General features: G+C 39.4%; 19 protein-coding genes, 1 pseudogene and 1 CRISPR repeat array (1 of these 21 cut by a window edge). All 20 genes and pseudogenes read right to left on the bottom strand.

Features of this window, described 5'->3' with window-relative positions:
* Window positions 1–1,789: direct repeats of the CRISPR family, unit length 32 nt; unit sequence ATTTCAATCCACGCACCCGTGTAGGGTGCGAC (it extends 1,745 nt beyond the left edge of the window).
* A gap of 146 nt (window positions 1,790–1,935) precedes the next feature.
* Window positions 1,936–2,229, bottom strand: a complete 294-nt coding sequence (gene cas2 / locus ACVRZ8_RS06145; protein WP_447448436.1) for a CRISPR-associated endonuclease Cas2 — start codon at window positions 2,227–2,229, stop codon at window positions 1,936–1,938.
* 10 nt (window positions 2,230–2,239) lie between these two features.
* Window positions 2,240–3,265, bottom strand: a complete 1,026-nt coding sequence (gene cas1c / locus ACVRZ8_RS06140; protein ID WP_447448435.1) for a type I-C CRISPR-associated endonuclease Cas1c — start codon at window positions 3,263–3,265, stop codon at window positions 2,240–2,242.
* Window positions 3,262–3,933 (bottom strand): CRISPR-associated protein Cas4, encoded by a 672-nt coding sequence (gene cas4 / locus ACVRZ8_RS06135; RefSeq protein ID WP_447448434.1) that lies wholly within the window; start codon window positions 3,931–3,933, stop codon window positions 3,262–3,264. The genes cas1c and cas4 overlap by 4 nt, the downstream gene beginning before the upstream one ends.
* Window position 3,934: 1 nt before the next feature.
* Complete coding sequence (gene cas7c, locus ACVRZ8_RS06130) at window positions 3,935–4,783, bottom strand: type I-C CRISPR-associated protein Cas7/Csd2 (protein WP_447448433.1); 849 nt, start codon at window positions 4,781–4,783, stop codon at window positions 3,935–3,937.
* 3 nt (window positions 4,784–4,786) lie between these two features.
* A complete protein-coding gene (gene cas8c / locus ACVRZ8_RS06125; RefSeq protein ID WP_447448432.1) occupies window positions 4,787–6,673 on the bottom strand; it encodes a type I-C CRISPR-associated protein Cas8c/Csd1 in 1,887 nt (628 codons plus the stop codon).
* A complete protein-coding gene (cas5c, locus tag ACVRZ8_RS06120) occupies window positions 6,673–7,401 on the bottom strand; it encodes a type I-C CRISPR-associated protein Cas5c (protein WP_447448431.1) in 729 nt (242 codons plus the stop codon). The genes cas8c and cas5c overlap by 1 nt, the downstream gene beginning before the upstream one ends.
* A gap of 121 nt (window positions 7,402–7,522) precedes the next feature.
* The gene (gene cas3, locus ACVRZ8_RS06115) at window positions 7,523–9,922 is read right to left on the bottom strand and encodes a CRISPR-associated helicase Cas3' (protein WP_447448430.1); all 2,400 of its coding nucleotides are present in this window, start codon (window positions 9,920–9,922) and stop codon (window positions 7,523–7,525) included.
* A gap of 241 nt (window positions 9,923–10,163) precedes the next feature.
* A complete protein-coding gene (locus ACVRZ8_RS06110) occupies window positions 10,164–11,147 on the bottom strand; it encodes a helix-turn-helix transcriptional regulator (protein WP_447448429.1) in 984 nt (327 codons plus the stop codon).
* 74 nt (window positions 11,148–11,221) lie between these two features.
* Window positions 11,222–11,733, bottom strand: a pseudogene (locus tag ACVRZ8_RS06105) (IS982 family transposase); the annotation flags it as partial.
* 363 nt (window positions 11,734–12,096) lie between these two features.
* Complete coding sequence (locus tag ACVRZ8_RS06100; RefSeq protein WP_447448428.1) at window positions 12,097–14,742, bottom strand: valine--tRNA ligase; 2,646 nt, start codon at window positions 14,740–14,742, stop codon at window positions 12,097–12,099.
* The gene (locus ACVRZ8_RS06095) at window positions 14,739–16,397 is read right to left on the bottom strand and encodes an AIPR family protein (protein WP_447448427.1); all 1,659 of its coding nucleotides are present in this window, start codon (window positions 16,395–16,397) and stop codon (window positions 14,739–14,741) included. Before ACVRZ8_RS06095 ends, ACVRZ8_RS06100 begins: the two co-directional genes overlap by 4 nt.
* Window positions 16,398–16,512: 115 nt before the next feature.
* Window positions 16,513–17,520 carry a virulence RhuM family protein gene (locus tag ACVRZ8_RS06090; RefSeq protein WP_447448471.1) on the bottom strand — a complete coding sequence of 336 codons (1,008 nt, stop codon included), beginning with the start codon at window positions 17,518–17,520 and terminating at the stop codon, window positions 16,513–16,515.
* A 29-nt stretch (window positions 17,521–17,549) separates the two neighbouring features.
* On the bottom strand, window positions 17,550–18,752 hold the full coding sequence (locus ACVRZ8_RS06085) for a helix-hairpin-helix domain-containing protein (RefSeq protein ID WP_447448426.1): 1,203 nt from the start codon (window positions 18,750–18,752) through the stop codon (window positions 17,550–17,552).
* A 23-nt stretch (window positions 18,753–18,775) separates the two neighbouring features.
* A complete protein-coding gene (locus ACVRZ8_RS06080; protein ID WP_447448425.1) occupies window positions 18,776–19,525 on the bottom strand; it encodes a DUF4336 domain-containing protein in 750 nt (249 codons plus the stop codon).
* 3 nt (window positions 19,526–19,528) lie between these two features.
* A complete protein-coding gene (locus ACVRZ8_RS06075) occupies window positions 19,529–20,245 on the bottom strand; it encodes a ligT like phosphoesterase (RefSeq protein WP_447448424.1) in 717 nt (238 codons plus the stop codon).
* A 343-nt stretch (window positions 20,246–20,588) separates the two neighbouring features.
* The gene (locus ACVRZ8_RS06070; RefSeq protein WP_447448423.1) at window positions 20,589–20,789 is read right to left on the bottom strand and encodes a hypothetical protein; all 201 of its coding nucleotides are present in this window, start codon (window positions 20,787–20,789) and stop codon (window positions 20,589–20,591) included.
* 164 nt (window positions 20,790–20,953) lie between these two features.
* Window positions 20,954–21,562, bottom strand: a complete 609-nt coding sequence (locus ACVRZ8_RS06065) for a TVP38/TMEM64 family protein (protein WP_447448422.1) — start codon at window positions 21,560–21,562, stop codon at window positions 20,954–20,956.
* A gap of 1,045 nt (window positions 21,563–22,607) precedes the next feature.
* Window positions 22,608–22,817, bottom strand: a complete 210-nt coding sequence (locus ACVRZ8_RS06060; RefSeq protein ID WP_447448421.1) for a hypothetical protein — start codon at window positions 22,815–22,817, stop codon at window positions 22,608–22,610.
* A gap of 154 nt (window positions 22,818–22,971) precedes the next feature.
* On the bottom strand, window positions 22,972–23,904 hold the full coding sequence (gene rarD / locus ACVRZ8_RS06055) for an EamA family transporter RarD (RefSeq protein WP_447448420.1): 933 nt from the start codon (window positions 23,902–23,904) through the stop codon (window positions 22,972–22,974).
* Window positions 23,897–24,760: a homoserine kinase gene (thrB, locus tag ACVRZ8_RS06050; protein ID WP_447448470.1), complete on the bottom strand. Its 864-nt coding sequence runs from the start codon at window positions 24,758–24,760 to the stop codon at window positions 23,897–23,899. Before thrB ends, rarD begins: the two co-directional genes overlap by 8 nt.
* Window positions 24,761–24,861 lie beyond the last annotated feature (101 nt).

Here is a 24,861-nt window from a genome sequence, read left to right as displayed (position 1 = left end):
GCGACCAAAATGCTGATACTACTCAAAGTTCTTCAACTATTTCAATCCACGCACCCGTGTAGGGTGCGACCTAAACAGCCCTCAAACTCTTGTCCTTCGAACTATTTCAATCCACGCACCCGTGTAGGGTGCGACGAAGCAGGGGTTTTAAGCACTCAATACTTAGAAATTTCAATCCACGCACCCGTGTAGGGTGCGACTTTTATTTCGCCTGACAAAATGGTAGAGGTACAAATTTCAATCCACGCACCCGTGTAGGGTGCGACAATGTTGGGAACGATAGCTTTTGTCCTGAATCTTAAATTTCAATCCACGCACCCGTGTAGGGTGCGACTTACAATGAACAGGAAACTGAGCTTTGCATTATTATTTCAATCCACGCACCCGTGTAGGGTGCGACGGTTATATTAAATTTCCTGTATTCTTTAGACATAATATTTCAATCCACGCACCCGTGTAGGGTGCGACTGTTGAGTTAAGCCCAATGAATGTCAAAGCCTGTATTTCAATCCACGCACCCGTGTAGGGTGCGACCGCGGATTTTGTCGTTGAGTAAAATTTCTCTGTATTTCAATCCACGCACCCGTGTAGGGTGCGACCTAAACAGCCCTCAAACTCTTGTCCTTCGAACTATTTCAATCCACGCACCCGTGTAGGGTGCGACGAAGCAGGGGTTTTAAGCACTCAATACTTAGAAATTTCAATCCACGCACCCGTGTAGGGTGCGACTTTTATTTCGCCTGACAAAATGGTAGAGGTACAAATTTCAATCCACGCACCCGTGTAGGGTGCGACAATGTTGGGAACGATAGCTTTTGTCCTGAATCTTAAATTTCAATCCACGCACCCGTGTAGGGTGCGACGGTTATATTAAATTTCCTGTATTCTTTAGACATAATATTTCAATCCACGCACCCGTGTAGGGTGCGACTGTTGAGTTAAGCCCAATGAATGTCAAAGCCTGTATTTCAATCCACGCACCCGTGTAGGGTGCGACCGCGGATTTTGTCGTTGAGTAAAATTTCTCTGTATTTCAATCCACGCACCCGTGTAGGGTGCGACGCTTTCAGCGTTGTCAAAACTTGTTGGCAGTCCCTATTTCAATCCACGCACCCGTGTAGGGTGCGACTTAAAATAGACTCATCAAATATAATATTTTTATTGATATTTCAATCCACGCACCCGTGTAGGGTGCGACCTTTTATTTTTGTGCTTGCTCTAATTCCTTTGTTTATTTCAATCCACGCACCCGTGTAGGGTGCGACCATGGTCGAAAACAGACAGCGTCAAGAGGTACTATTTCAATCCACGCACCCGTGTAGGGTGCGACAGTCATTCCACCATCAGCATAGCAATCAATAGTATTTCAATCCACGCACCCGTGTAGGGTGCGACTGTATAATGATATTTTTTGTAAGAGTCATAATCAAATTTCAATCCACGCACCCGTGTAGGGTGCGACTTTGACAGGTATGCTGAAAGAACTATCATTCCAATTTCAATCCACGCACCCGTGTAGGGTGCGACAGAGTGCTGTACAGCTAAAGCATGGTCGAGAAAAATTTCAATCCACGCACCCGTGTAGGGTGCGACCGTTTGCAAGACCATTGCTGTAGATTGATTTGAATTTCAATCCACGCACCCGTGTAGGGTGCGACATCGTTGGCTGACGCTTGGGTAACACGCTTGTTATTTCAATCCACGCACCCGTGTAGGGTGCGACGCCGCTATAGTTGTCAGGTGTTGATGTTGATAGTATTTCAATCCACGCACCCGTGTAGGGTGCGACGGCGCGTGGTTGCACCGTTTGTGGCTAAAGCCGAGAATTTATTAAATCAATTGACTCAATAGAGACTGAATTTTTGCCACGATATTTCTGTTTTTGTGCGCGAATGTTCTAGGTTTTGATGTGCAACCTAGGTTCGCACGTGTAAATTATAAGAGTAAAACCCCCACATCAGGATCATAACTATCGTCACGGCCAATCGTCTCTATCCTGTTTTGCCAATGCTTTCCTAACATATAAAAGCGGATACTGTCAGACTCCTGATCAATAATTTGCAGCAGCTGTGCTTTAACTTCAACAAATTCAGCCGGCGTTACCGAGCATTCAAAGACTGAATTTTGCACGCGTTGACCGTAGTCAACACAAAGTTTTGCAACATGCCTTAAACGTCTCCTGCCTGCGGCAGTTTCCGTATTGACATCATAAGTTACTAAAACCATCATAAATTGACTCCTAGATTAAAAACGGCGGATAGGATTCCAGTTCTCCACGAATCGCTTTGGCCAATAGCTGAGCTTGGACATAAGGCAGCAACATCAGTTTGACTTTTTCCTTAGTGAAAGGATGTTCAGCTTCTGTATGCTTACGCTTCTGCCAAGCTTCAATGAAGGTACTTCTTCCCTTATCCTTTAAAATCACACTGCCATTTTCCTTAATATCAAAATCCTTCCTAGTCAGCTGTCTCTTGTTAATCAGAGAAAAAACAAAGCGATCGACAATATAGGATCGAAATTCTTCCACTAAGTCCAAGGCCAAACTCGCCCGACCTGGTCTGTCAGTATGATAAAAACCAACATAGCTGTCTAATCCAACCGCCTCCAAAGCAGACTGGCACTCATAGGTCAACAAACTATAGCCAAATGACAGGAGAGCGTTGACACAGTCCAAGGGAGGCCTGCGTGTCCTACCGTTAAACCGAAAGGTTTCTTTATCTGTCAAAACCAAATCATTGAAGGCGCGGAAATAGTGATTTGCGGCCTGTCCTTCGATCCCTAACAGGGTTTCTTTATCGGGTGCAGTTTGAATCATTTCTAATGCCCGAACAAGCTCCGTATTAATTTCCTCAAAAAGTTGAGTATTAATTTTGTCTCTGTGATCTCGTTTGAAACGCAGGAGGTATTTTCTTGCATTCGACACTTTAGCAAGAATGAAACGTTTAGCGTACTCTGCAGACTGGTTGTCATCAGCCAAACGGTAATGCGCTCGCCTCAGCAGGACATTCCCATTAGCGGGGCCAACAAAGCGGCCGCAAAAACGACCTTGGGGAGTATGAAAAGAGAGATTAATCTGATTTTTAGCACAAAGTTCAATCAAAGATGGTGAGGCCCCTAAGTATGAAAAGCAAACGATACCATCAATAATGCGATAGGGAAAACGATGAACAGCTTTTCCTTCCTGCTTAATGACAATATTATCCCGCTCACGTGTCAAATAAAAGTTATCCTGCGTCAAATATAACGTATTCAGCAATTTTTTCATAAACTCTCCTCACTCACCAGAGACTGTTTGATATAATTGGCAACATTTCGTGATTTCTTACTTAGACGTGGTTTACAGATATCCACTAACGAACACAGCGGACAGTTTTTAAAATATTCTGCCTTATCAATGATTTTATTATCATAATAATAATGCATTTGTCCAGCTAAATCAAAAACTTCTTGGCGCAATGCCTCAGTAATTTCAATAACCTTCTTTTGATTCACACTATGGTAATAAAGACACCCAGTCTCAATAGGACATCCCAGTGTTTCCTCAAGACAAATGGTCTGTGCTGCCAACTGCACAATATCACGGTTATCTCTTTTCGGTTTTCCACGCTTATACTCGACAATCGTTGGCAGCCACTTTCCGCGCTTGCCTTTCAAAGCAACCCCGTTTTTATCTTTATGAAATTCCACAACATCAAGAATTCCATAGAGACCAAGCGTTTTTGATGAAACATGCATAGCTCTGGAAATAATGACATCTTTGCGTTTTTCCTTAATATAAGGATTATCCGCCTTCTGATGCAGAATTTGACCATGGGCAGTTGCTTCATTATCCGCCCATTGCTGCTCAATGTGAATCAAGCCCCACTGCCTCCTGCAAAATTGGAAATGCTGAATGCCCGATAACATAAGATAGTCATCTTCTGAATAAACCATATCAGAGTCCTTCTAAGATGTCAACTTTCAATCCTTTTGCTTCATAATCTGCCAATGTTTCTTTATTAAGATGAATGGCATAATCTTCATAACTGTCTTTGTCTTGCTTTTCTTTGTCAAATTCTAACAAGTCAAAGACACGCGCACTGGACACATTGCCTAATTTGCTGGCATGGGTAAACCAGAAGACTTCCCGGACACGCATAGACCCTTCAGGACGAGCGGATGACGCATCGTTTTCAAAAAGACTCAGGAGAGCTTCCTTAATTACTTCGGCATCTTCATCAGAGAAGCCAGTTTTTTCAGCAAAATTCGGGTTAATAGAACCTTTGATGATATAGACACCGTAATCTACAAAATGCTTTGTTCCCATGGTGTCAGATGAACGGCCGCTTTCATTTTTAGCTTCCATACCGTTGGTGCTGCGAGTAATCTGTAAACTAGAAATCACGATTGGCTCTAAAGATTTTGCCATACTAATAGAAACTGGACCACGTACACCTATTGATTTTTTTAAGTAAGTGAAGACTTGACCAAAGGAACGGACATCTAACCATAATTGATTAGCCCTTTCTTCAACTTCACTGTCAGGAGTTTTAGCCGTAAATTGGTTTGAAAAGCGTTTTTCTAAAGATTTGAACTCATCTTCAATACGATCTCCTGCTTGTACAAAAGTAGACTGCCCCATATCCTGCATACGGTTTCTAATTTTGCGCTTAATAGAGACATCGCTCATCAAGCCATGACCTTTCGCATCCGTTCTGGGCATATTTCCTGATAAGGGGTCTCCATTTGCGTTAGCTTCTCTCACTTCAACGGTCACCATAAAATCAATCTTATGTTCTAGCATATCTTATTCCTCATTTTCTTTAGTTTGTTTAGTGTAATAAAATTGTTTTTCAGCGTAGTAGCCAAAAATAAATTTATAGTCTAAGGGCTGTGTAAACTCCTTATTAGCATACAACGGAGTTAAAAGCTGAATAATTTCCGCTCTTTCTTTTTCTAGCTTATGCCAGATACCCGGTTTATTTAGTTTTAAAGTTTCTTCATAAGGTTTAACCTTATTTTCTAAATGATTCATCATCTTTGCTGGTTGACCTGTGTAGGCGGTCCAATAACGTTCTGCATTCGTGATGCGTTCTTGGCTGCCGCCATCTAAGGCATAGCGCTGCGCCTCAATCAATTCATAAATGGCAAGCAATCGTCCGAATAAATAAGAACGATCTGTTTCTTCATGGTCTAACATCGGTGTAAACTCCCTTCCATTTTGTTTATGTAACATTCCAAGACTAACTTGTTGTACTTGATACCAATGTTTTGGATATTTTTGTCTCTGTTTGATATTATTCTCTAATTTTTTAACAATTGAAGACGGCGCTGGTTTTCCATCAATCAAAGCAGTGACTAATTGCTGATACTGATCACTGCGGAAACTATCATTATCCAATTCTAAATAACGCTCTCTGTCAACGCCATAGGCAGCGCTGATTATTTCATTAAAAGTTGGTGTTTTTAATTTATAATTACCTTCTTTTCTTCTTGCTTCCCAAGAGTAATTTTCCTGCCAGGTTTCCAAATTTTTCAATAACTGAGAAGCTTGAAGCTGGCGGAAGTATTTTAACGCAATTCGACCATTGCTTGTTTTGTTCAGTATGGCAACATAGTAGGTTGCATCACTGCTAAACAATTTTCGCCCCTTGATAAATGAAGATCCTAGTTGCCTATTTTCTTCATTCGGTTTGATGGAAAACAGACTGTCTTCCTCGCCTTCATCATCTTCAAATAAATCATCAAACACCGGCTTCACAATATCCAATTGACTTTCATTTGCTAAATCGTCACTAAACCAATTGATGAGATATTGTGACGAACCCAGCCAAGTACTGCTGTTTTTATTTTCCAGCAGATACTTAATCATTAAATGAATTTTTTCAGAGGTTTCATAGCCAACACTAAAAACATCTTCCCGCTCCTTGAAGCGTCCTTTATAGGCTTCTCCTTTATTACTAACCGAAATAATTTTAGCATTCCCCATCAGTCCCCGATGTTTATTGGTAATTTGCTCCGTTCGTCCGCTAATATTACAAATTCCCAAATTATCTCGATTAGCTGTTATAAAAGAAATAAAGGCTTGATGTAATGCTTGATAAGTGGTTACTGATTCATCTTTAAAACCCTGAAATTGTACAATTGAAAATTCTAAAAAATAAGCTGATAAATCAACAGTCTTAGCTTTTCCATCAGAGTCCGAATAGGTGACTTTCAAACTTTCTCTTTGGTAATGCTCACCATATAAAGAGTGAAGAATGCTACTTAGAAAATCTGGTTGGAGAATAAAATGCTGAATCTTTGTTAAAAAATCCTTGACTTCACCTTCCTCACAATAAGTAATCCAATTAGCCAATTGTTTATGAAAATCATTATATTGTGATTGGCTCACCTCTGAAATATAATAAGAAAACTTGTCAACAAGAGGGTGCGGTGCAGGGGTGCTGCCCGATCTCGCAACAGAATCCGCAGTCACAGGAAAAATAATCGTTTGATTATTAGCCATGAATTCTGCCTTATAAAAACTGCCATCCTGATCCAATTTGACTGAAATAATATTTTTCCCATTTGACTTCAAACTGGTATGATAAATCGGCAGCAAAACAGCCTCACTATCGCCTTTTTGTTGATCAACTAAACCCGTTTCCTCTGCTTTTTCATAAGCTTTTAAGAGAGAAGTAAAAAAATCCATTAGCTTTCCCCTTTCTCTATAGCTTCGTATTCTTTATACTCGTCATCAACTGATCTAATCTGTCCAGGTGCTTTAAATGCGTAACTAGACAAAGTATTTTCAATCTCACACTCAGACTGAGACTTAAATTTAATGACACCATTTTCCATTACTGTTTTGGTGAAATAAGATTTCAGCGGCCTTGTTTTATCTGTCGGGTAGGCAAAAGAATGGAACATAATCCCTAAATCAATAGTGACACCATCATAATAAGAAGGGATTGTTTCATACTCTTCTTGACTGATTTCATCAACCAGACCCAAGCATTCTCTCGTGCCAATAAAAACATCCCGACGCCCACCCTTTCGAATAGAGCGTTCCATAATGGCTTCGTGCTTATTAGGCAGTCTATCCTGAATTAAATCTTCGCGATTTTCATTCCAAATAAAATGAAATTTGACAAGGTAGTCGACATCGCTCAAATAGGACACGTAGCTCAAATCAGCACTGTAATCGTGCAACAGCGCACGAACACCATGCAACTCTGTTTGAATTTGATTGACAACCTTTACTTCAGTGACAACATTCGTAAATGTAGGTTTATAATAGATGCTATCAATTATTCCGTTCAAGGCCTGTCTTGTGGGTACCGAGTAAGAACTCCTTTCACTGCCGCCTTTAGTAGCTGGGTTTGTAAATAATCCCAGATCGCCTCGGATTCTAACATAAAAATTTCTCGATCTATACAAGGTCAAACCTCCTTCTATCACGGTAATACATAAATTGAAATTATATTTAGTGATTATTTAAGCTGAATGACAGGTCAACGAAGTTCTCTACTAACTTTCGTTGGCCTGTTTTCATTTGAAGCTACATAAGGAAACCGCCCGTTTCCAAGGTGATACCCTTTTTCTCATCATAATAACCATCAGACAAAATACAAATTTGCCCATGAAGATAAGATTTTGTCGCTTCAAGTATTTGATCATGCTCACGAACATTTACCGTATAAGGCTGCAATTCCTTTAAAAGTCCTTTTATGGCTTGATAGCCTTCAACAGACGGATAATCAGATTCGCATAATTCTTCTAAAATCAATAATTTTTCTGCAGCATCTCCGTAAGGAACGAACACACCAATGGTTTCATTATTTATCAGATTCATCTTCAAACCAGCAGTCTTAAAAGCTTGTTTTAGTTTTCCAAAAAACTTTGGTCTCTTTTGATGCTCATTAACACTTAAATAATCATAAACTGATTCGCCATCATGTTCCAAAGGATAGTCCATTAAACCAGAGTTATTAGCATAATAATACTCAAAGAAATCACGATTTAAAAGAGAAGTGTCTATGGGCGATGAAATCTTATGTATAATATGTTCTGTTGCATCCTTCTTAGCCTTTATCTCTTTAAGTTGAGAGATATTTTCTTCTTCACTTGTCACATTAACTAAGGTGACTTGACCTTTATCACACTTACCCTCACGATTGCAACGCCCACTAGCTTGCACAATTGAGTCAATTCCTGCATAGGAACGAATGACACGATTAAAATCAACATCAACTCCCGCTTCGATTAACTGGGTACTGATACAAATAATGGGAATATCATCTTTTAATTGCTGTTTAATTTCTGAAATAATATCTAGTCTATGCTGTGCACACATATTGGTTGAAAGCTGATAGATTGGTCTGTCTGTCCGATCTTCAAGCAGAGTATAGAATGTATCAACTGTCTTTTTGGTATTGAAAATTGCAAGGGTTGATTCATCATTTTTCAAAACAAAATCTACCAAATCTGAAAGCTTCGAGTTTTGATTATCTTCATCGAATTTTCTCAGCTCTGTTCTTGAAAAGACTTCTTTCTCATCATGCTTTAAATCAACAATGTCAGCAGATTCATCATTTTTACCGCCATAAGAAATTCTATGTTCAATAGCAGCAGAATCATAGACTGGCTGTGTAGCCGTACATAGAATAATGGTTGTATTCATCACTTTATTTAAAAAATTCATGGTTAAATTAAACAAAGTCATCACTTCAATCGGTAAAGACTGAACTTCATCCAGGATCAAGACACTGTCAATAAGACTTGAGAAACGTCTAATATTAGAGGATTTTGTTTTGAATAAAGTTTGAAAAAATTGCACCATTGATGTCAAGACAATCTGACTATCCCAACTGTCAATCAGGTAGTCAGACATCAACGTTTCTTTTTCGTCATTATCATCGGTTTGTCTGATAACATTCGAATGGTGTTCTAATACGCCTGCATCACCCGTTATTTTTCTAATTTCAGCAGCATTCTGTTCTAAAACGGATAAAAATGGTGTAATGTAGAAAAATCTTGATTTATTTTGGTCGACTAATTGATGAAAGGCGTATCGCATACTGAGATTCGTCTTACCAGCACCAGTTGGCAGGTCTAATCGATATATCCCAGTCGAATCATTTTCCCCTCTGTTTTGGACGCGCGCACTAATTTGTGTCCGAATGATGTTGAGTTTAGTCGTTGGATGGGCAAAACTACGATACTTTTTCTCGATAGCTTCAAGATATGACTCGTTTAGTTTTATTCTTTCTTCCTGTTTTAATGGATTAACAATTAGACCATAAGCGTTGATTGTATCCAAAATATCAGCATTCTTTAGCAATGATAGATACAATCGCACAAGGCATGATTGATAATAAGCTTCCTCACTGCTATCCCGATAGTCCAAATTTGCCATAGCCTGTTGATAATTTTTAAAGGCTTTTAAAATCAAATCATCTAAATGCTGATAGCCATAATCTTGCAATTTCGATTCTAAAAAGGCAGCATAATGTTTTACTTCACTATCGAAATGATAATCTGACATCTGCTTAGCAATGCGATTTCTAAGTTTATTATAATTATATTGGTCCGCTTCTTCGTCATAATAATAAATATCAAACATTCCATGATGAGCAGCAATAACATAAGCAACAATATCGTTGAAATGTAAACGCGCTGCTTTATCAACATCCTTTGCCGAAAGGCATATTTTGATTTTCTCAAACAAATACTTAGCACCGGCATAGGAATGATCAACGTGCATAGCAGGATTCTTGGTTAATTTATCTTGAAACTTCTTATCAGCTTTCCCCAAATCATGATAAAGTCCTAATAGAAATAGAATATCTCCTTGTCCGATAGGGGCAGCATCCTCCCTTGCCTTGTTGGCTACATTAAAGGAATGTTCCTCTAATGACTGTTTCTTATCTGTTTCATGTTCATAATGTGCTAAAATCATTCATTCACCTCACAAATCATTTATACGAACAAATAGATATTTCAAATAAACAATATCAAAATTACTAATGTATGTTCAGTTACTTTTATACTTAAAGTATATCAGAAAAAATCATTAAATAAACATTTTTTTGACATTTTAATTTAAATTAGGTGCTATACATACTTATTCTTATTAAAAAAATAACTACAAGTACATAAAACATGTACTTGTAGTTAAATTTTATAAGAGATTTTTTGTATTAATCATAGTTATTTTTTATGTTTTTTATATTCAGAAATACAAAATCTCCGTCAAAACGTTGAATATATTTCTGGAAACCAAGCAAACTCAGTGTTTCAATCTCATAGATTATAGCTTCTTCCAGCTCATTAATAATTTTCAATTTTGGAATATCTGCTTCTAGTATGTCTCTAAATTTGCCAGTATACTTAAACTGAATCTTCACCCACTTTTGATCAGAAAGCATTGAGAATGTCTGGTATCGAACTTGTTCATCCTTAATAAGTTGTTTTTGCTCCTCTTTGGTTAGTGAAAAAGCGGAATTTAGAATAGATTTGTGAATGGTTTTAAATCTATCTACTCGAAAATATCTTAATTCTTGGAGTTTGTATTGACTCTTAAAATTTTCATCTAATTTGTAAGAAATACAGTAAAAATAATGACTATCAAAAATAACAGAAATCGGCAAAACAATATACTCTTCAACCTTGCTAGATGGCTTTGCATAACTAAAAGCTAGCGGACGTTGATCAACAATCGCATCAAAAATAGCGGAAATAGTCGGCAAAATAGACTGATTAGATTCTTGATAAAACTTTAATTCCTGATAACTGTTAAGTTCAAACTGAGTTAATTTCTTAATTCTTGTACGCTCTTTATCATCAACTGCACGTTCAACAAAAATATTAATAATTTCAGAGACTTCATCTTTTCGCAATGCTCTGCTCTCCAATAAAATTTTTGATAGAATAACTGCTTGATTGTATTTTAAATTTCCATATCCTTGTTCATAGTTTGCGTAATAGCAAGCATATTTTCGTGAAAATTTGACTTGCATATTAGGGCGCAATTCTTTTAAATTTGCTTTCAGTTCACTGATGTCTTCTTTCATTGTCCTATCGCTAACATCAAACTTAGACAGATACTCATCCTTGTTTATCCGATTTCCCTTTTCCAGTTCAGACATAAAATAAAGTAATCGTTTCGTCTTTGGTTCAGCCATATCACTTAACCTCGTTATTTCTTTTTACTATGCAACATTACAAATTAATTTAAGTTCATAAGATACCCGTGGTGCTAGTTAAACTCAAAATAGCTCATATTATAAGTCAATAGGATTTGTTCAATCCTCAACTGTAGTGATACCCTCTTCGTTCCAAGCTATCTTTCAGCTCCCAACTGAGGTAGCCCAAGTCTGCTAAAATCACAGATTGTTGGCAGTTTTCCAATAAGTCATCAACCACTTTAATATCATGAACAGAAGCTGACGTGACAACATAGTTCAAAATATAGCCAGATAAGGTGACTAGCATGTGAACTTTGAAACCATAGAACCATAAGTGTTTAGACGCATTGTAACCAATGTCTGCCAGCCCTTCAAAAATACTTGCTCTATAGTTGCGAACAGGCTGACAAAGTCTTAAAGGGAAACTATCCATGATGACGATAGTATCAGGTGATAGTTGCTTGTTCATAGCTTGGCGAATCAGTTGCACTAGCCAAATTAATTGTTTTGACCGACGATTAAAGCGACTTCTTTCAAGGATTCGACCACAAGGAAATAGTTGGCAGATTCTATAAAAGTTTAGAAGGATTTTCAACTATTAAATTATGACTAACTTTTTGTGACAATACACTTCTGATGTTTCTTCCTCATACAAACTATTGATTGTCTCGTTTCTCAAATTAATCATATCAAAACCAATTATTTTAGGTCGTTTCTCAATCCGTTCACCAAAAAATTTCAATACATAAATAAAATCTGAAATCCTCACTATACATCTCCTTAATCAATACTTACTATGCGATTATACCACAAAAAACACGGCATTCCACCGTGTTTTCTGATATCTAGTAGGGCTAAAATCAGCTTGAGGCAAGGCTGCAAAGTTGCATGCTGTACTGATGGTACGGCAAGACGAGCTAACGCTGTATCAAGTGATTTTAGACCACTAGGCCAACTTCTCCATCTCTTCAATCCTTGCTACTGTTGCGTCGTATTTAGCTTGGTAGTCGGCTTGTTTGTTGCGTTCTTTTTGGACGATTTCTGGTTTGGCGTTGGCGACGAATTTTTCGTTGCTGAGCTTCTTGGCAACCATGTCCAGTTCTTTCTGCCATTTGGCGAGTTCTTTGTTGAGGCGGGCTAATTCTTCTTCGACATTGAGCAGGTCAGCCAGCGGCAGGAAGATTTCTGCGCCCGTGATGACGCTTGACATAGCTAGTTCTGGGGCAGCAATAGCTGAGCTGATTTCCAAGTGTTCTGGATTGGTGAAGCGTTTGATGTAGTTGGTATTGGCCTTGAAGAAGCTTTCTAATTCAGCATCTGTTGTCTTCACCAAGATGGTAATAGGCTTGGATGGGGCAACGTTGACTTCTGCACGCGCATTACGAACCGCACGAATCAGGTCTTTGAGGCTTTCCACGCCAGAATGCGCAACGGCATTTTCAAAAGCAGGATTAACGACTGGATAAGCTGCTGTCACGATAGAACCTTCAGAGATTTGCCCGAAGATTTCTTCTGTCACGAAAGGCATGATGGGGTGGAGGAGACGCAGAATTTTGTCCAAAGTGTAGAGAAGGACAGAGCGCGTGATGACTTTTTCGTCTTCGTTGTCGCTGTAGAGAACTTCCTTGGTCAACTCGACATACCAGTCGGCAAATTCATCCCAGATAAAGTTATAGAGGATATGACCAGCCACACCAAACTCGAACTTGTCAAAGTTTTCAGTGACCTTGGCAATGGTTTCATTGAGATTATGAAGAATCCAGCGGTCAGTGACGTTACCAGCTGTGCTATTAACAACCTTGTCCACATTGGCTGTTGCTTGGTCGAGGGTAAGGCCTTCATTGTTCATGAGGATATAGCGGGAAATGTTCCAAATCTTGTTGATGAAGTTCCAAGCAGCGTCCATCTTTTCATAGCTGAAACGCACGTCTTGACCCGGTGCAGAACCGTTTGAGAGGAACCAGCGCAAAGCATCAGCACCGTATTTGTCAACAACATCCATAGGATCAATCCCGTTGCCTAGGGATTTGGACATCTTACGACCTTGTTCGTCACGAATGAGACCGTGGATAAGGACATTCTTGAAGGGGCGATGGCCAGTGAATTCCAAGGATTGGAAAATCATACGAGATACCCAGAAGAAGATGATATCGTAACCCGTCACAAGGGTTGAGGTTGGGAAGTAACGTTTGAAGTCTTCTGAGTCCGTGTCAGGCCAGCCCATGGTTGAAAATGGCCAAAGGGCAGAGCTGAACCAAGTGTCAAGCACATCTTCGTCCTGCTTCCAGCCATCACCCTCAGGAGCTTCTTCGCCGACATACATGTCACCGTCCGCATTGTACCAAGCAGGGATTTGATGCCCCCACCAGAGCTGACGAGAGATAACCCAGTCGTGGACGTTTTCCATCCATTGGAGGAAGGTATCATTGAAACGCGGTGGGTAAAAGTCCACTTTGTCATCGGTATCTTGGTTGGCAATGGCATTTTTAGCCAACTCATCCATCTTAACGAACCATTGGGTGGACAAGCGAGGTTCAACCATAACACCAGTCCGTTCTGAGTGACCGACCGAGTGAACCATTTTTTCAATATTGACAAGAGCGCCGATTTCCTCTAATTTAGCAACCGTCGCCTTGCGAGCCTCGAAACGATCCATGCCAGCAAATTCACCAGCCAGTTCATTCATAGTTCCGTCGTCGTTCATGACATTGACTTGCGGCAGGTCATGGCGTTGACCGACAAGAAAGTCGTTAGGATCATGGGCAGGTGTGATTTTAACGACACCCGTTCCGAATTCTGGATCGGCATGTTCGTCGGCTACGATTGGGATTGGTTTGTTAACGATTGGCAGGATAACATTTTTGCCGATCAGGTCTTTGTAGCGGTCATCGTTTGGATTGACAGCGACAGCCGTATCCCCAAACATGGTCTCTGGACGCGTAGTCGCAACTTCCAAAGCGCGTGAACCATCTTCCAGCATATAGTTCATGTGATAGAAAGCACCTTCCACGTCCTTGTGGATGACTTCAATGTCGGACAAAGCTGTGCGAGCTTTCGGATCCCAGTTGATGATAAATTCGCCGCGGTAAATCCAGCCCTTTTTATAAAGCTCTACGAAAACCTTGCGGACCGCTTTTGACAAGCCTTCATCAAGGGTAAAACGTTCCCGCGAATAATCGACGGAAATCCCCATCTTGCCCCATTGTTCCTTGATGGTTGTCGCATATTCGTCCTTCCATTCCCAGACCTTATCAAGGAATTTTTCACGACCCAGATCATAGCGGGAAATGCCATCTTCAGCCAAGCGGGCTTCTACTTTAGCCTGCGTCGCAATCCCCGCATGGTCCATACCAGGCAGCCAGAGGGTATCAAAGCCCTGCATGCGTTTTTGACGGATGATAATATCTTGAAGCGTCGTGTCCCAAGCGTGACCCAAGTGGAGTTTCCCAGTGACATTTGGCGGTGGAATCACAATAGAATAAGGCTTAGCTTTCTTGTCGCCTGAAGGCTTGAAAACATCCTCCTCAAGCCATTTCTGATAACGCCCAGCCTCAACCTCAGCTGGATTGTATTTTGGTGATAGTTGTGTCATTTTTGTATCTCCCTGTTAAATTGTAAAATATTTTCAAGATGAATTTTAAAGGGTTTTTGAATTATCTTACGAGCATTTGATAAATTTTCATCTTTTTTATACGTTGACAACGCTTTTTCGAGTTTTTCTATTGAGGTACTTATATCCATACCTTTATCTAACATCATCCAAATAATATAGAAACGCATCTGTTTTGTAGATTCTTTATATTCTATTTCAATTTTTTTGTAGGTTCTAAATAAAGCAATCAGCTCATCAAAATCTAGTTGATCATTAAAGATTTCATCATAATATCTGTTAAATAATGCAGATTTTTGATTTGTTACAACCTCAGGATAACCCATTTTTGAATAAATTAATTGAGCCATGACTTCCATAGTAACTGATTCATTTGATACCTTACTGCTCTTATCTGTTTTCCGTATATAGGAAATTCCATTCTCCCTAAAGTATTCCTCAATTTTTATCTGAATATTACTTATTGATTTTAGATCAACTGCAGAAATTGCATTTTGACTATTTGTAAACTCTGCAATATTATTAGTCAAAGCACTATCATTTTCTGTTTGAAAAATCCTAACCAGTATTTCAGCATTTGAAAGCTTTTCTTCATCAAAACCAGCTTCTTTATATTTATATATGGTACGAAGAGTTTGTCCTCCGTTTACAATTTGAAATCCCTCCAAAGTACACCTTAATTTATGGTTTGCATTGATCTTCTGGACTTGTATTTTGTTGGTCGTTATTGTTATACCGTTGTTATACATAAAGAATCGATTAGGTTCTTCATCAAGTGAATTGAGAATATTTTTATTAAATTTTGTGTTACCCAAATACCCTCTGACATTATCATATAATAAAGCAACATCAAGGCTTTGACTCTCTAACTCTGTATAATCTTCAATAGCATATTTATTTCGTAGTTCCTCATTTTTACAAGTCAATCTAATTAAGGTAATCAATGGCAGTTTTACCAGATAAGATTGTGATGAAGACATAGGATCATCTTTGAAAATCATTACCGAATCAGAATCAATAACAAATGTTGCAGTTCTATCATCAGGTTTATCTGAGATGAATTCAATAATATCATCTAAACATATAGGAACAATATCTACGCTATTAGTACTTATAAAAGACTGGACCTCATTAATATTTAAGTTTAACCTCTGGTTCTCGTTAGAAATCAAATATAGCTGAGTTGTCCAAATTTCGTTAGAGTTATATCTTTCAATAATTGAATTTACTACTTCTTTAGTCAGTTCATCTAAACCTTCTAAATTACCACTTGAAATAGAATTTAAAAATTTTGTACTATCACTAACTGTATTTAATGCTTGTGTTTTATCAGCTTTATAGTTTTCTCTATATTTAAAATTGAAAAGTTTAATTTCATGTTTATCTTCATCGATATATACAGCATCAATTCCCAAATCATTATTTGTTCTACCAAAAACTTTTCTTTGAAAATCTGTATCAATCACAAGTTCTTTCAAATCTTCAATATCAGTAATATCAGTTACACAAGATAACACAAACATATAAAATCCTAATCTTGATTTTTCAATATCCGATATGTCTATATTCAATTTTAACTGTTCAAAATATTTTTTTGAAATATTATTTACTAATTTAAAATCATTCAATGTACCCATTATTATACTCCTTGATAATTTCTTCAAATAATTTCAATTCTTTAAACTCTTCCCCTCACTCACTTCTCAGCAAGCATCAGCCAAATCTGCACAGCTGATAGTAAAGCATATATATTCATCTGTCATTGCCATCTTTCATTTTAGCTACCAGCTTATCAAAATCGGACACGATTTTCTGGGTGCGGTTGAATTTCTCATATTCTTGACTGGCTTTTTCATCTGCCTGTTTTTTGGAAATTTTGCCCTTACCTTCTAAAATTTGGTATTCATTGAAAGATAGGAAGCGATCAATGCTTTCGGCCAAGGCCTGCATGGTAAAAGTATTTCGGCGTTCAATCAAGCCTTCAATATAGTCAAAATAAGAGGTCACAGTTCGTTCCAGTTGGCGAATTTCGTCCTCTTGCAGATAATTTTTAGCCACCGTCACATCCGATTTCAGCACACGACCATCTGGTGCATTCTTCCAAGTGGTCAGTCCCATCTGTTCTTTTTCAGCATCCGCCTTATGATAGATAATCTCTGCGGCAGTATTGCCTGTAATGGCAAAATGAAACTTATTCTGAACCATGGCATAGAAGTTCTTAGTAATCTCTGAATTTCTATCGTAGTCAATGGCGCATTCCGCAAAAATATCGGTTACCTGCTGATAAATACGGCGCTCACTGGCACGGATGGATCGGATACGTTCTAAGAGTTCACGGAAATAATCCTGTCCAAAGACTGTCTGTCCCTGCTTGAGCCGCTCATCATCAAGCACGAATCCTTTGATGATGAATTCTTTTAAGGTATTAGTCGCCCAAATCCGAAATTGTGTTGCCTTGGTTGAGTTAACACGATAACCAACTGAGATAATAGCGTCAAGATTATAGTACTCTAGTTCACGCTGAACCGCTCTGCTGCCCTCTTTTTGAACTGTTCGGAATTTCCGAACAGTTGCCATTTTTTCCAATTCACCATCATTATAAATGTTAGCTAAATGCTCACTTACCGTTGATTTGGTAACACCAAACAACTTAGCAATCCCTTTTTGCGTCAGCCAGAGATTCTCATCCTGTAAAAGGATATCCAGATGTACCTCACCATTTGGCGTAGTATAAAGGACAAAATTAGAGATTTCATTCATTTTCTTTACTCCGTTCATCCATCACTTGATTATTTTTTAAACCTCACACCATTTTCCTTAAACTTTTTGACGGTTGCTGGGCCAATGCCTGAAATGGCTAAGATTTCTTTTTCGGTGTGCTTTTCTAAGTCCTCTTGACTCAGAATGCCGGCATCACAGAGGCTACGCCCTTTATCTATCTGAATGCCTTTCATACAGGCAGAGTCCAAAAACGCCATCCGTTTTCGCGGAGTATCAGGTAAACTGTCCTGATAATCTTCAGCTAAAGTCATCATCTGCTGGATAATAAATGGTTTGGTTTCCAAAAAAGTTCGTAAAGGGTACAAAGCAACTCGTAAAGACATCGCAGAATAAGGACGATAAGCATCAACTTTCTCTGATAATGACAATAGGTGAACCCAGTATTGACTATCGAAAGTCTCCACGACTTCCAAATTGATTTCAGCTAAATCAGCAAACAAGGCGCTAGCCGCCTCAATGTCCCCGTTTAGCAACTTAGCTATAATCAGGTGCACAAGGACACCGTCATCTTGCCAATCTTGGGCTAGCTGCTCTTCATAAAAGTCTTCAATTTCCTCTTCTTGATAGAGGGCATTGTAAACACTCATCATCAGATGGATAAATCCAGGTGGAAATCTGTCATCAACAGCAATTTTAGAGCGTACAAAATCTACCACCTGTCCTGCCAGACCAATCAGCCCTTCCTGCAGGTAAGTCTCTGTCACAAAAGTGATAACGGTCAAAGGGCTGCGCGCTTCCAAACTATACCAAGATTCATAATCAGCTTTCTTCCACTCTGCCAAAGCAACTTGATAAAAATCCTGCAGCTCTTTTAAATAGTCAGCTGAAAACTCTGTACTTCTTAAGATTAAGGATTGGAAGTTCGCTTCAAAATGGTCAGGATAAGCTGCTAATAAGTCGGTAAGCAAACGGAGCTGAACCTCTTCATCTTCCTCTTCCATTGCTTGGTAAAAGAGCTCATCGGCTTCGTCCATTTCCACATCTTCAAAATTTAAAACAGAAGTTAGCTGTTCTAAAATTTCAAGGTCACCCGTCCGCTCAAATTCTTCAAAAAGTTCTTTTAACTCTTCTTCTGACCGTTCAAAATCTTGGAAAGCTTTGAAATCATTCCTTTCCTTGTCATTTTCTAAAAACGCCATGAAATCAATAATCTTATTTTCTTGCTTTTGCTGTTTTTTCAATTCTTTTTTTCGATTCTTCTTTTTAGCCATAAGATCTATCCTTTCTCAGTATGCTATTTCACCCACTCAAAAGCTTTCTCCAGTGCTTCCTGTCCATTGCTAAAATGACAGCGGCCATGAGCTAGGATGATATTTTTAGGAGCCCAGTTTTTCAGAACTTGTAAACTGGTCTGCGCTTCTTTTTTATGCCCCGCAAAGGTTAGGCGCAAATCACGCGGTGTCCTGCCGTTAGGATAAGCATTGTTTCCGATTTTATAGAGAAGCCTCTGGTGAGCTTTCATCTGCTTCGTTTCGATATTTTCAATCATATCAGTCAAGATAAGCGTCTGGCTTGGTTTATGGAAAAAGACAGCTTCCTTCATAAAACGACTGCCTTTAAAAAGATGCTGCTCCAGATCAGATGACCAAGCTACAGGTACTTGGTCTGCCAATTCCTGCCCTGCCGGCAAAGGGATTTTCTGAGACTGGGCACGCTCAGCAATCCCCGGCGCCAGCCAGACCTCAGCCTCGGGATAGCGCCTTGTCCAAGCTTCAATATAGGCATAATGAATCTTGTTGGGACCGATCAGATAGCTGATTTCTCCCAGTTGATCCAAAGCCTGAAAAAGCTCTGCATATGGCTTAATGGGGGAATGACACCAGAGCCTGCCATCTGATAAGCGTACAACTGTCATACGGGTGGAGAAAGGAATCTTAGCTATTCCTGCACTCATCTCCACAATATCTCCATCTGCAATCCAGATATTCTCCGCAACAGGCTTTAAGGTATTTAGGGGATAATAAAGTTTCAAAGGGATTTTCATTTTTTACTCCTCTCCCATCAAAGCAAAAACACTCTGATAATCTTTCATGCTCCTAAAGGTTTGGTAGTAAAGTTTCTCACTGTCCAAAATAAAGTCATGCTGCATGTTGTTTAGCTCTGCAACAAGCTTTTTCAGCTTTCTCACGTGTTCAGCCGAAAAACCATTGGCATTATAGTAGGCTAGAGTAATATGCGGCGTAAAAGGATAAGGCAAAGGCATCACGTCATCAACCAGCCTGTACAAAATCATCAAATTGTCATAGTCTACCTCTCTGTCTGGAACCAAGCCCATAACTAAGCTCGTATCCACCATATTAAAGATAAAATGGCTTCTCATCATGATTTTTGGAGAAAATGAAGACCAATCTGCCAATTGCTTTCTCAGCTTCTGGCGATTGGTTTCCAGCTCAGCCATTAAGCTACTCAGGCGCGATCCACTTGACAAGTCATGCAGGGTCATGTGGTAGCTGGAGACAGGAAGGGCCTCGGCAAAACAGGCAGGCAGTTCATCATAGAGCTTTTGGACAAGAGTTGCTAGCCATGTCTTATCCGCTTCTGCTAAGTCAAAGACAACGGTATCGCCATAAAAATCACGAAAACGATTGTCTGGATGGACTTTTGCTGCTACAGAAACACCAGGTAAAAAGTCCGCTTCTGGCAAAGCTAATGCTGCCTGCTCAAATTGATTAATCCGCTCTAAAAATGCTGCGAAAGTTTCCATAACTGCTTCTTCCTTCAACAAAAAACCGCCCCTGCCAATCGACAGGGACGAAATTCATGATTTATAATCCGCGGTACCACCCAAGTTCGGGTCATCACCCGCTGCTTTTTTCTTCAGTTTTGACATCAGCAACTCTTTTGCAGTCTTTGCGGATTTCTCAGCATCACCGCTTTCTGTAAAAGACTGTTCTCAAAATACCTCTGAATAGCATAATTGTAGCAAAACTTGGCTGAAAAAGCAATATGCCTAATGCCTTTCAGCTGGATTTCACCCTCTGCAAGCCTATGGCCTCAGCTTCACAAGCTGTCTTTGCAGACTGCTGTGCAAAACGATAGGCACTTGCTTACTTGTCTCTATTTTTCTCTTCCAGCCAGTTATGATAAGTTTCCAGCAGATTAATAGCCATCTGAGTCGCCAGAGCCGTTGAAAAGGCTTCCGTGCCTTCTAACTGATCATCTTGGATTTCTAATTTACTTTCTTCATAAATCGCTTTGAGGCTGTTATTGCTCAGTGTATCTTTGAAAGCTTGAAATTCTTTAGTCATAAGGGTTTTCCTCCCGTTTTTGTAATCGTTTTCACTTATAGTTTACTCTTTTTTCTGAAAAAAGCAAAGCTAAAACAAAAAATTGTTTTTTTCTAGCTGACAAAGCACAGCTATTTTTCAAAAAACAAAAAAGCCAGAAGCAAGCTTCTAACTTTTAAGTCCTGTTAAAATAAAGCCAGCACCCAATTAAGTCCCTTGTAGGAAATCAGGGTGTAAAGATAAAGCGTTGCCGGTTTTGTAATCAGAAAAATGAGAATAAACCGCTGCCAGCTCATCTTGGACATGCCGGCTACCATGCAAAGAAAATCATCCGGAAAACCTGGCAAAACAAAAGCCGCACCTAAGAGTCTTGCGAAAAACTTGCCATCATTTTTTTCCAAATAACCCGTATACTTCTGGTAGGTCGTTTCGCTAACGAAAGCTCCTGCAAAGCTTTTGCCGTAACGTCTAGCCAAGCCAAAAGCTGCTAATGAGCCAAGAAAAATGCCCGTGAAATTGTAAATAAATCCTACCAATGGTCCAAAGATGATATGGCCAATAACACTGGTCATACCGCCGGGAATAATCGGATAAATTACTTGAATCATTTGCAGCAGGATAAAGAGAATAGGTGCCCAAATCCCCATCTTGACCAAATTAATCTGGAAAGTTCCACCTACTGCCAACAAGTTGGGATGCAGCTTGAAGTAAATCAAAAGCCAAATAGAAAAGATAAGCCCCAGCAAAGCTATTAATTGAATAACCCTTTTTTGGCTAATTTGTTTAACTTTCATGCGCTTCTCCTTTATCTTCTTTTGAAAAGACGGCCTGTCTTAAAGGTGAATAGGCTAAATAAAATACCTAAAATACCAAATAACGACAACAATCCCAGAAGTACTTTTTTCAATTTGCTTCTCCTTTTACCTTTGTATTACAAATATAACACAAAATGATTTAGCTGTAAAGAATTTACAGCGGTTTGCCTAGCCATATGGGGCATCAGTTGATTTTCTCTCCCATCTAGGTTACTTTCTACTTTATCAGAATAAATGCCGTTTCGCCTCAGTCTTAGGGCTGAAATTGCTTGAAATCCGGCTTGAGACCGATTTCTTCAAAAAAAAGAACGGGAGGGGGACAAAGAAAATATCCAGTGGATGTTTTCTTCATGAGCTTAAAAACAAAAAAGCGAATCGGGATTTCGTTGAAATCGATTTCTCAGCATTCCCTAGTTTTTAGTTGCTAACCTGAAACAGTCCGCTGGACTGTTTTTTGACACTTGCTTCGCAAGTTTTATTTCCCGATTAAAAGGTTCCCCAGACCTTTTTAACCCACCTCCGAACAAGTTGATTAGGAATTGATATGAACTAAGGTTCATGGGATTAGATAAGCTCCAATAGTTCCCCAAACTGTTGGAGCTATCACTTGCGTAATTGAACACGAGCTACGAGCTGGGTCAAAAAGATAGTTTTTCCTAGAGTCTTGTGACTCTTCGTCAAAACTCCTATTTTGACTTTGCTCGTAAACGCTCTTTGCATCTTAATAATTGAACACGGCTACGAGCTGGGTCAAAAAGATAGTTTCTCCTAGAGTCTTGTGACTCTTCGTCAAAACTTCTATTTTGCCTTTGCTCGTAAACGCTCTTTGTATCTTGTCTAGCAAGAGATAAGGCTATCCAACCAGCAGAGTTTATTGCTCAAACAATTGAGAGTTGTTTGAGGTGGGAAACAGGACTTGCGAAGCAAGTATCAAAAGCACCTAATGAACTATGCAGGGGTAAGACTAAGTTGGCCTAGCCAACAAGTCTTTCTCCCAACCACTGCGTCAAACTGTTACGGCTATTTATATGACAGTCCTAGAGACTTTTATCTCAGCCTCATTCTTTCTAAAATCATAACACAGGACTTGTCTACTATTTTTAATGGGACAGATTGTTGCACAAATCCCAAAGACCTGCGCCAGCATGTTATCTGTAAAGACTTGGCTGGGAGTCCCTTTATCATAAACCTGTCCGTGTTTTAGATTAAAAGCTGTCAAAAATGACAAAGTCATCTACGCTGATTATTCTACCTACATGCTGGGATTTGGCGTTGTCTCACAGGAAGCTATCATGAAACAAATTTCAGAAGAATGGCTAGATAAATAATTTATTAGTAATCGTAAACTCAAAAAAGCTTGGAATGATTTTTCTTCCAAGCTTTTTATATTAAGATTTTGTTCCAAACGCAGCAGACTGTTTCAGATCCAACATCTGGAAATTAGAACTTGCGGATTGATAAAGTTGATCCACGATAAAAACAGCTACCGCCAACCAGATAAGAACAAAACCGTAAAGTTCACCGCTGGTAATACCTTCCCCAAAGAGTAAAATAGCAATAAAAAGCTGGATGGTTGGGTTGATATATTGGATGAAACCAACTTGATTAAGAGGAGCACGCTTAACCCCTTCAGCAAAGAGCAAAAGCGGAATTGCTGTCACCACCCCTGATATAACAAGCAAAAACATTTCAATGCCTGTGTAACTTAAAAAGCTTTCACCAGAGAAGAAAAACAGGTAAATTAGGGCAAACGGAGCAATGACACCTGCTTCCACCAGCATAGCCACATCACTGGATAATTGGACATTCTTTTTGATTAGGCCATAAACCGCAAAAGAGACTGCTAAAATAAGGCTAATTAAAGGCACTTTGGCCGTCAGCAAAACTAAAACTGCTACGCCAGCACAAGCTAGAAAGACCGAAAGTTTAGTCAATCTGCTCAGCCTTTCTTTAAGAACTAAAACTGACAGTAACACAGAAACCAGCGGCATAATATAATATCCCAGACTGGCTTCGGTAGCTTGACCATGACCGACACCGTAGATGTAAGACAGCCAGTTGACTGCAATAAAAAGACTGGCTAAAATCATATGACAAGAGGCTTTTTTATCCTCCCAAAGCATCCTCAATTCTGCCTGATAGACGGCTTTTCTTTTTGATATTAACATGTAAATGAACATGGTAATAAAAGTGAAAAGAATACGGTAAGAAAAAGAATTGTAGGAATTGACGCCAGACAGCGCTTTCCAGTAAATGGAGATAAAAGCCCAAGAAAGATAGGCCCCTAATGCAAATAGGAGGCCTTTTTTAGTTCTAGTCAAGATGCACACCCTGAGTATCTACTGACAGAATAAAACTCTCGCCGTCTAAACCGAGGGCATCTATATCTGATTTGATTTTGGCTGCTTGATGATGAGGAGTCAGTACCATAACTGTCGGGCCAGCGCCTGACAGATAAGTGGCATAGGCACCGTTATTGACACCCACAGCCCTAACTGCTTCAAATTCCTTGACTAGGCTCTGACGGTAACGCTCATGAAAAAGGTCGCTTTGAATAGCTTTGCCCGCTTTTTTAAGATCACCTGAAAATAGCGCAGCGATTGCCACATTGGCGATAGATGAGGCTGCGACAGCTTCTTTATAAGGGAGCTCAGAGGGTAGCACTCCTCGAGAATCAGAGGTCTTAAGTTCATAATTAGGAATAAAGGCAACAAATCCGCAATCCGGAAAATCTGTCACAATACTATTGACCTTATCATCCACATAAGAAGCTACAACTAGGTTGCCAAAAATAGCTGGTGCTACATTATCAGGATGACCTTCAATTTCCGTTGCAACAGCTAATTTATCATCATCTGACAGATTAAGGCCGCCCAGCTGATTAGCCAGTTCAATACCTGCCACAATGACAGACGACGAAGAGCCTAAACCACGAGCCAGCGGAATATCACTTTTCATCACCAATTTATGAGGAGACAAATCGGACTTGACCGCCAAAGCTGTTGAAATAAGCAGATTTTCTTCATCAGTCGGAATATCCTCACCTAAGTCATGCTGAACAAACCAAGAGTCCGCTGGTTCTAACACTTCAATGGTTAGATATTTTGAAAGGGCAACACCGACAGAATCAAATCCTGGTCCAATATTGGCAGATGTTGCAGGGACAGTAATTCGCAAAGACATATGAATCTATCTGGACGGCCAAGAAAAGCTGCCATCCACTCCTTTCTTTTTAACGCTGCCAAGTAGCAAATTAGTTATCATGACCTTAATCTTAT

The sequence above is a fragment of the Streptococcus dentiloxodontae genome (assembly GCF_053206925.1).
Note: the sequence above shows the minus strand (reverse complement) of the source record. Positions and strands in the feature narration are given on the sequence as shown.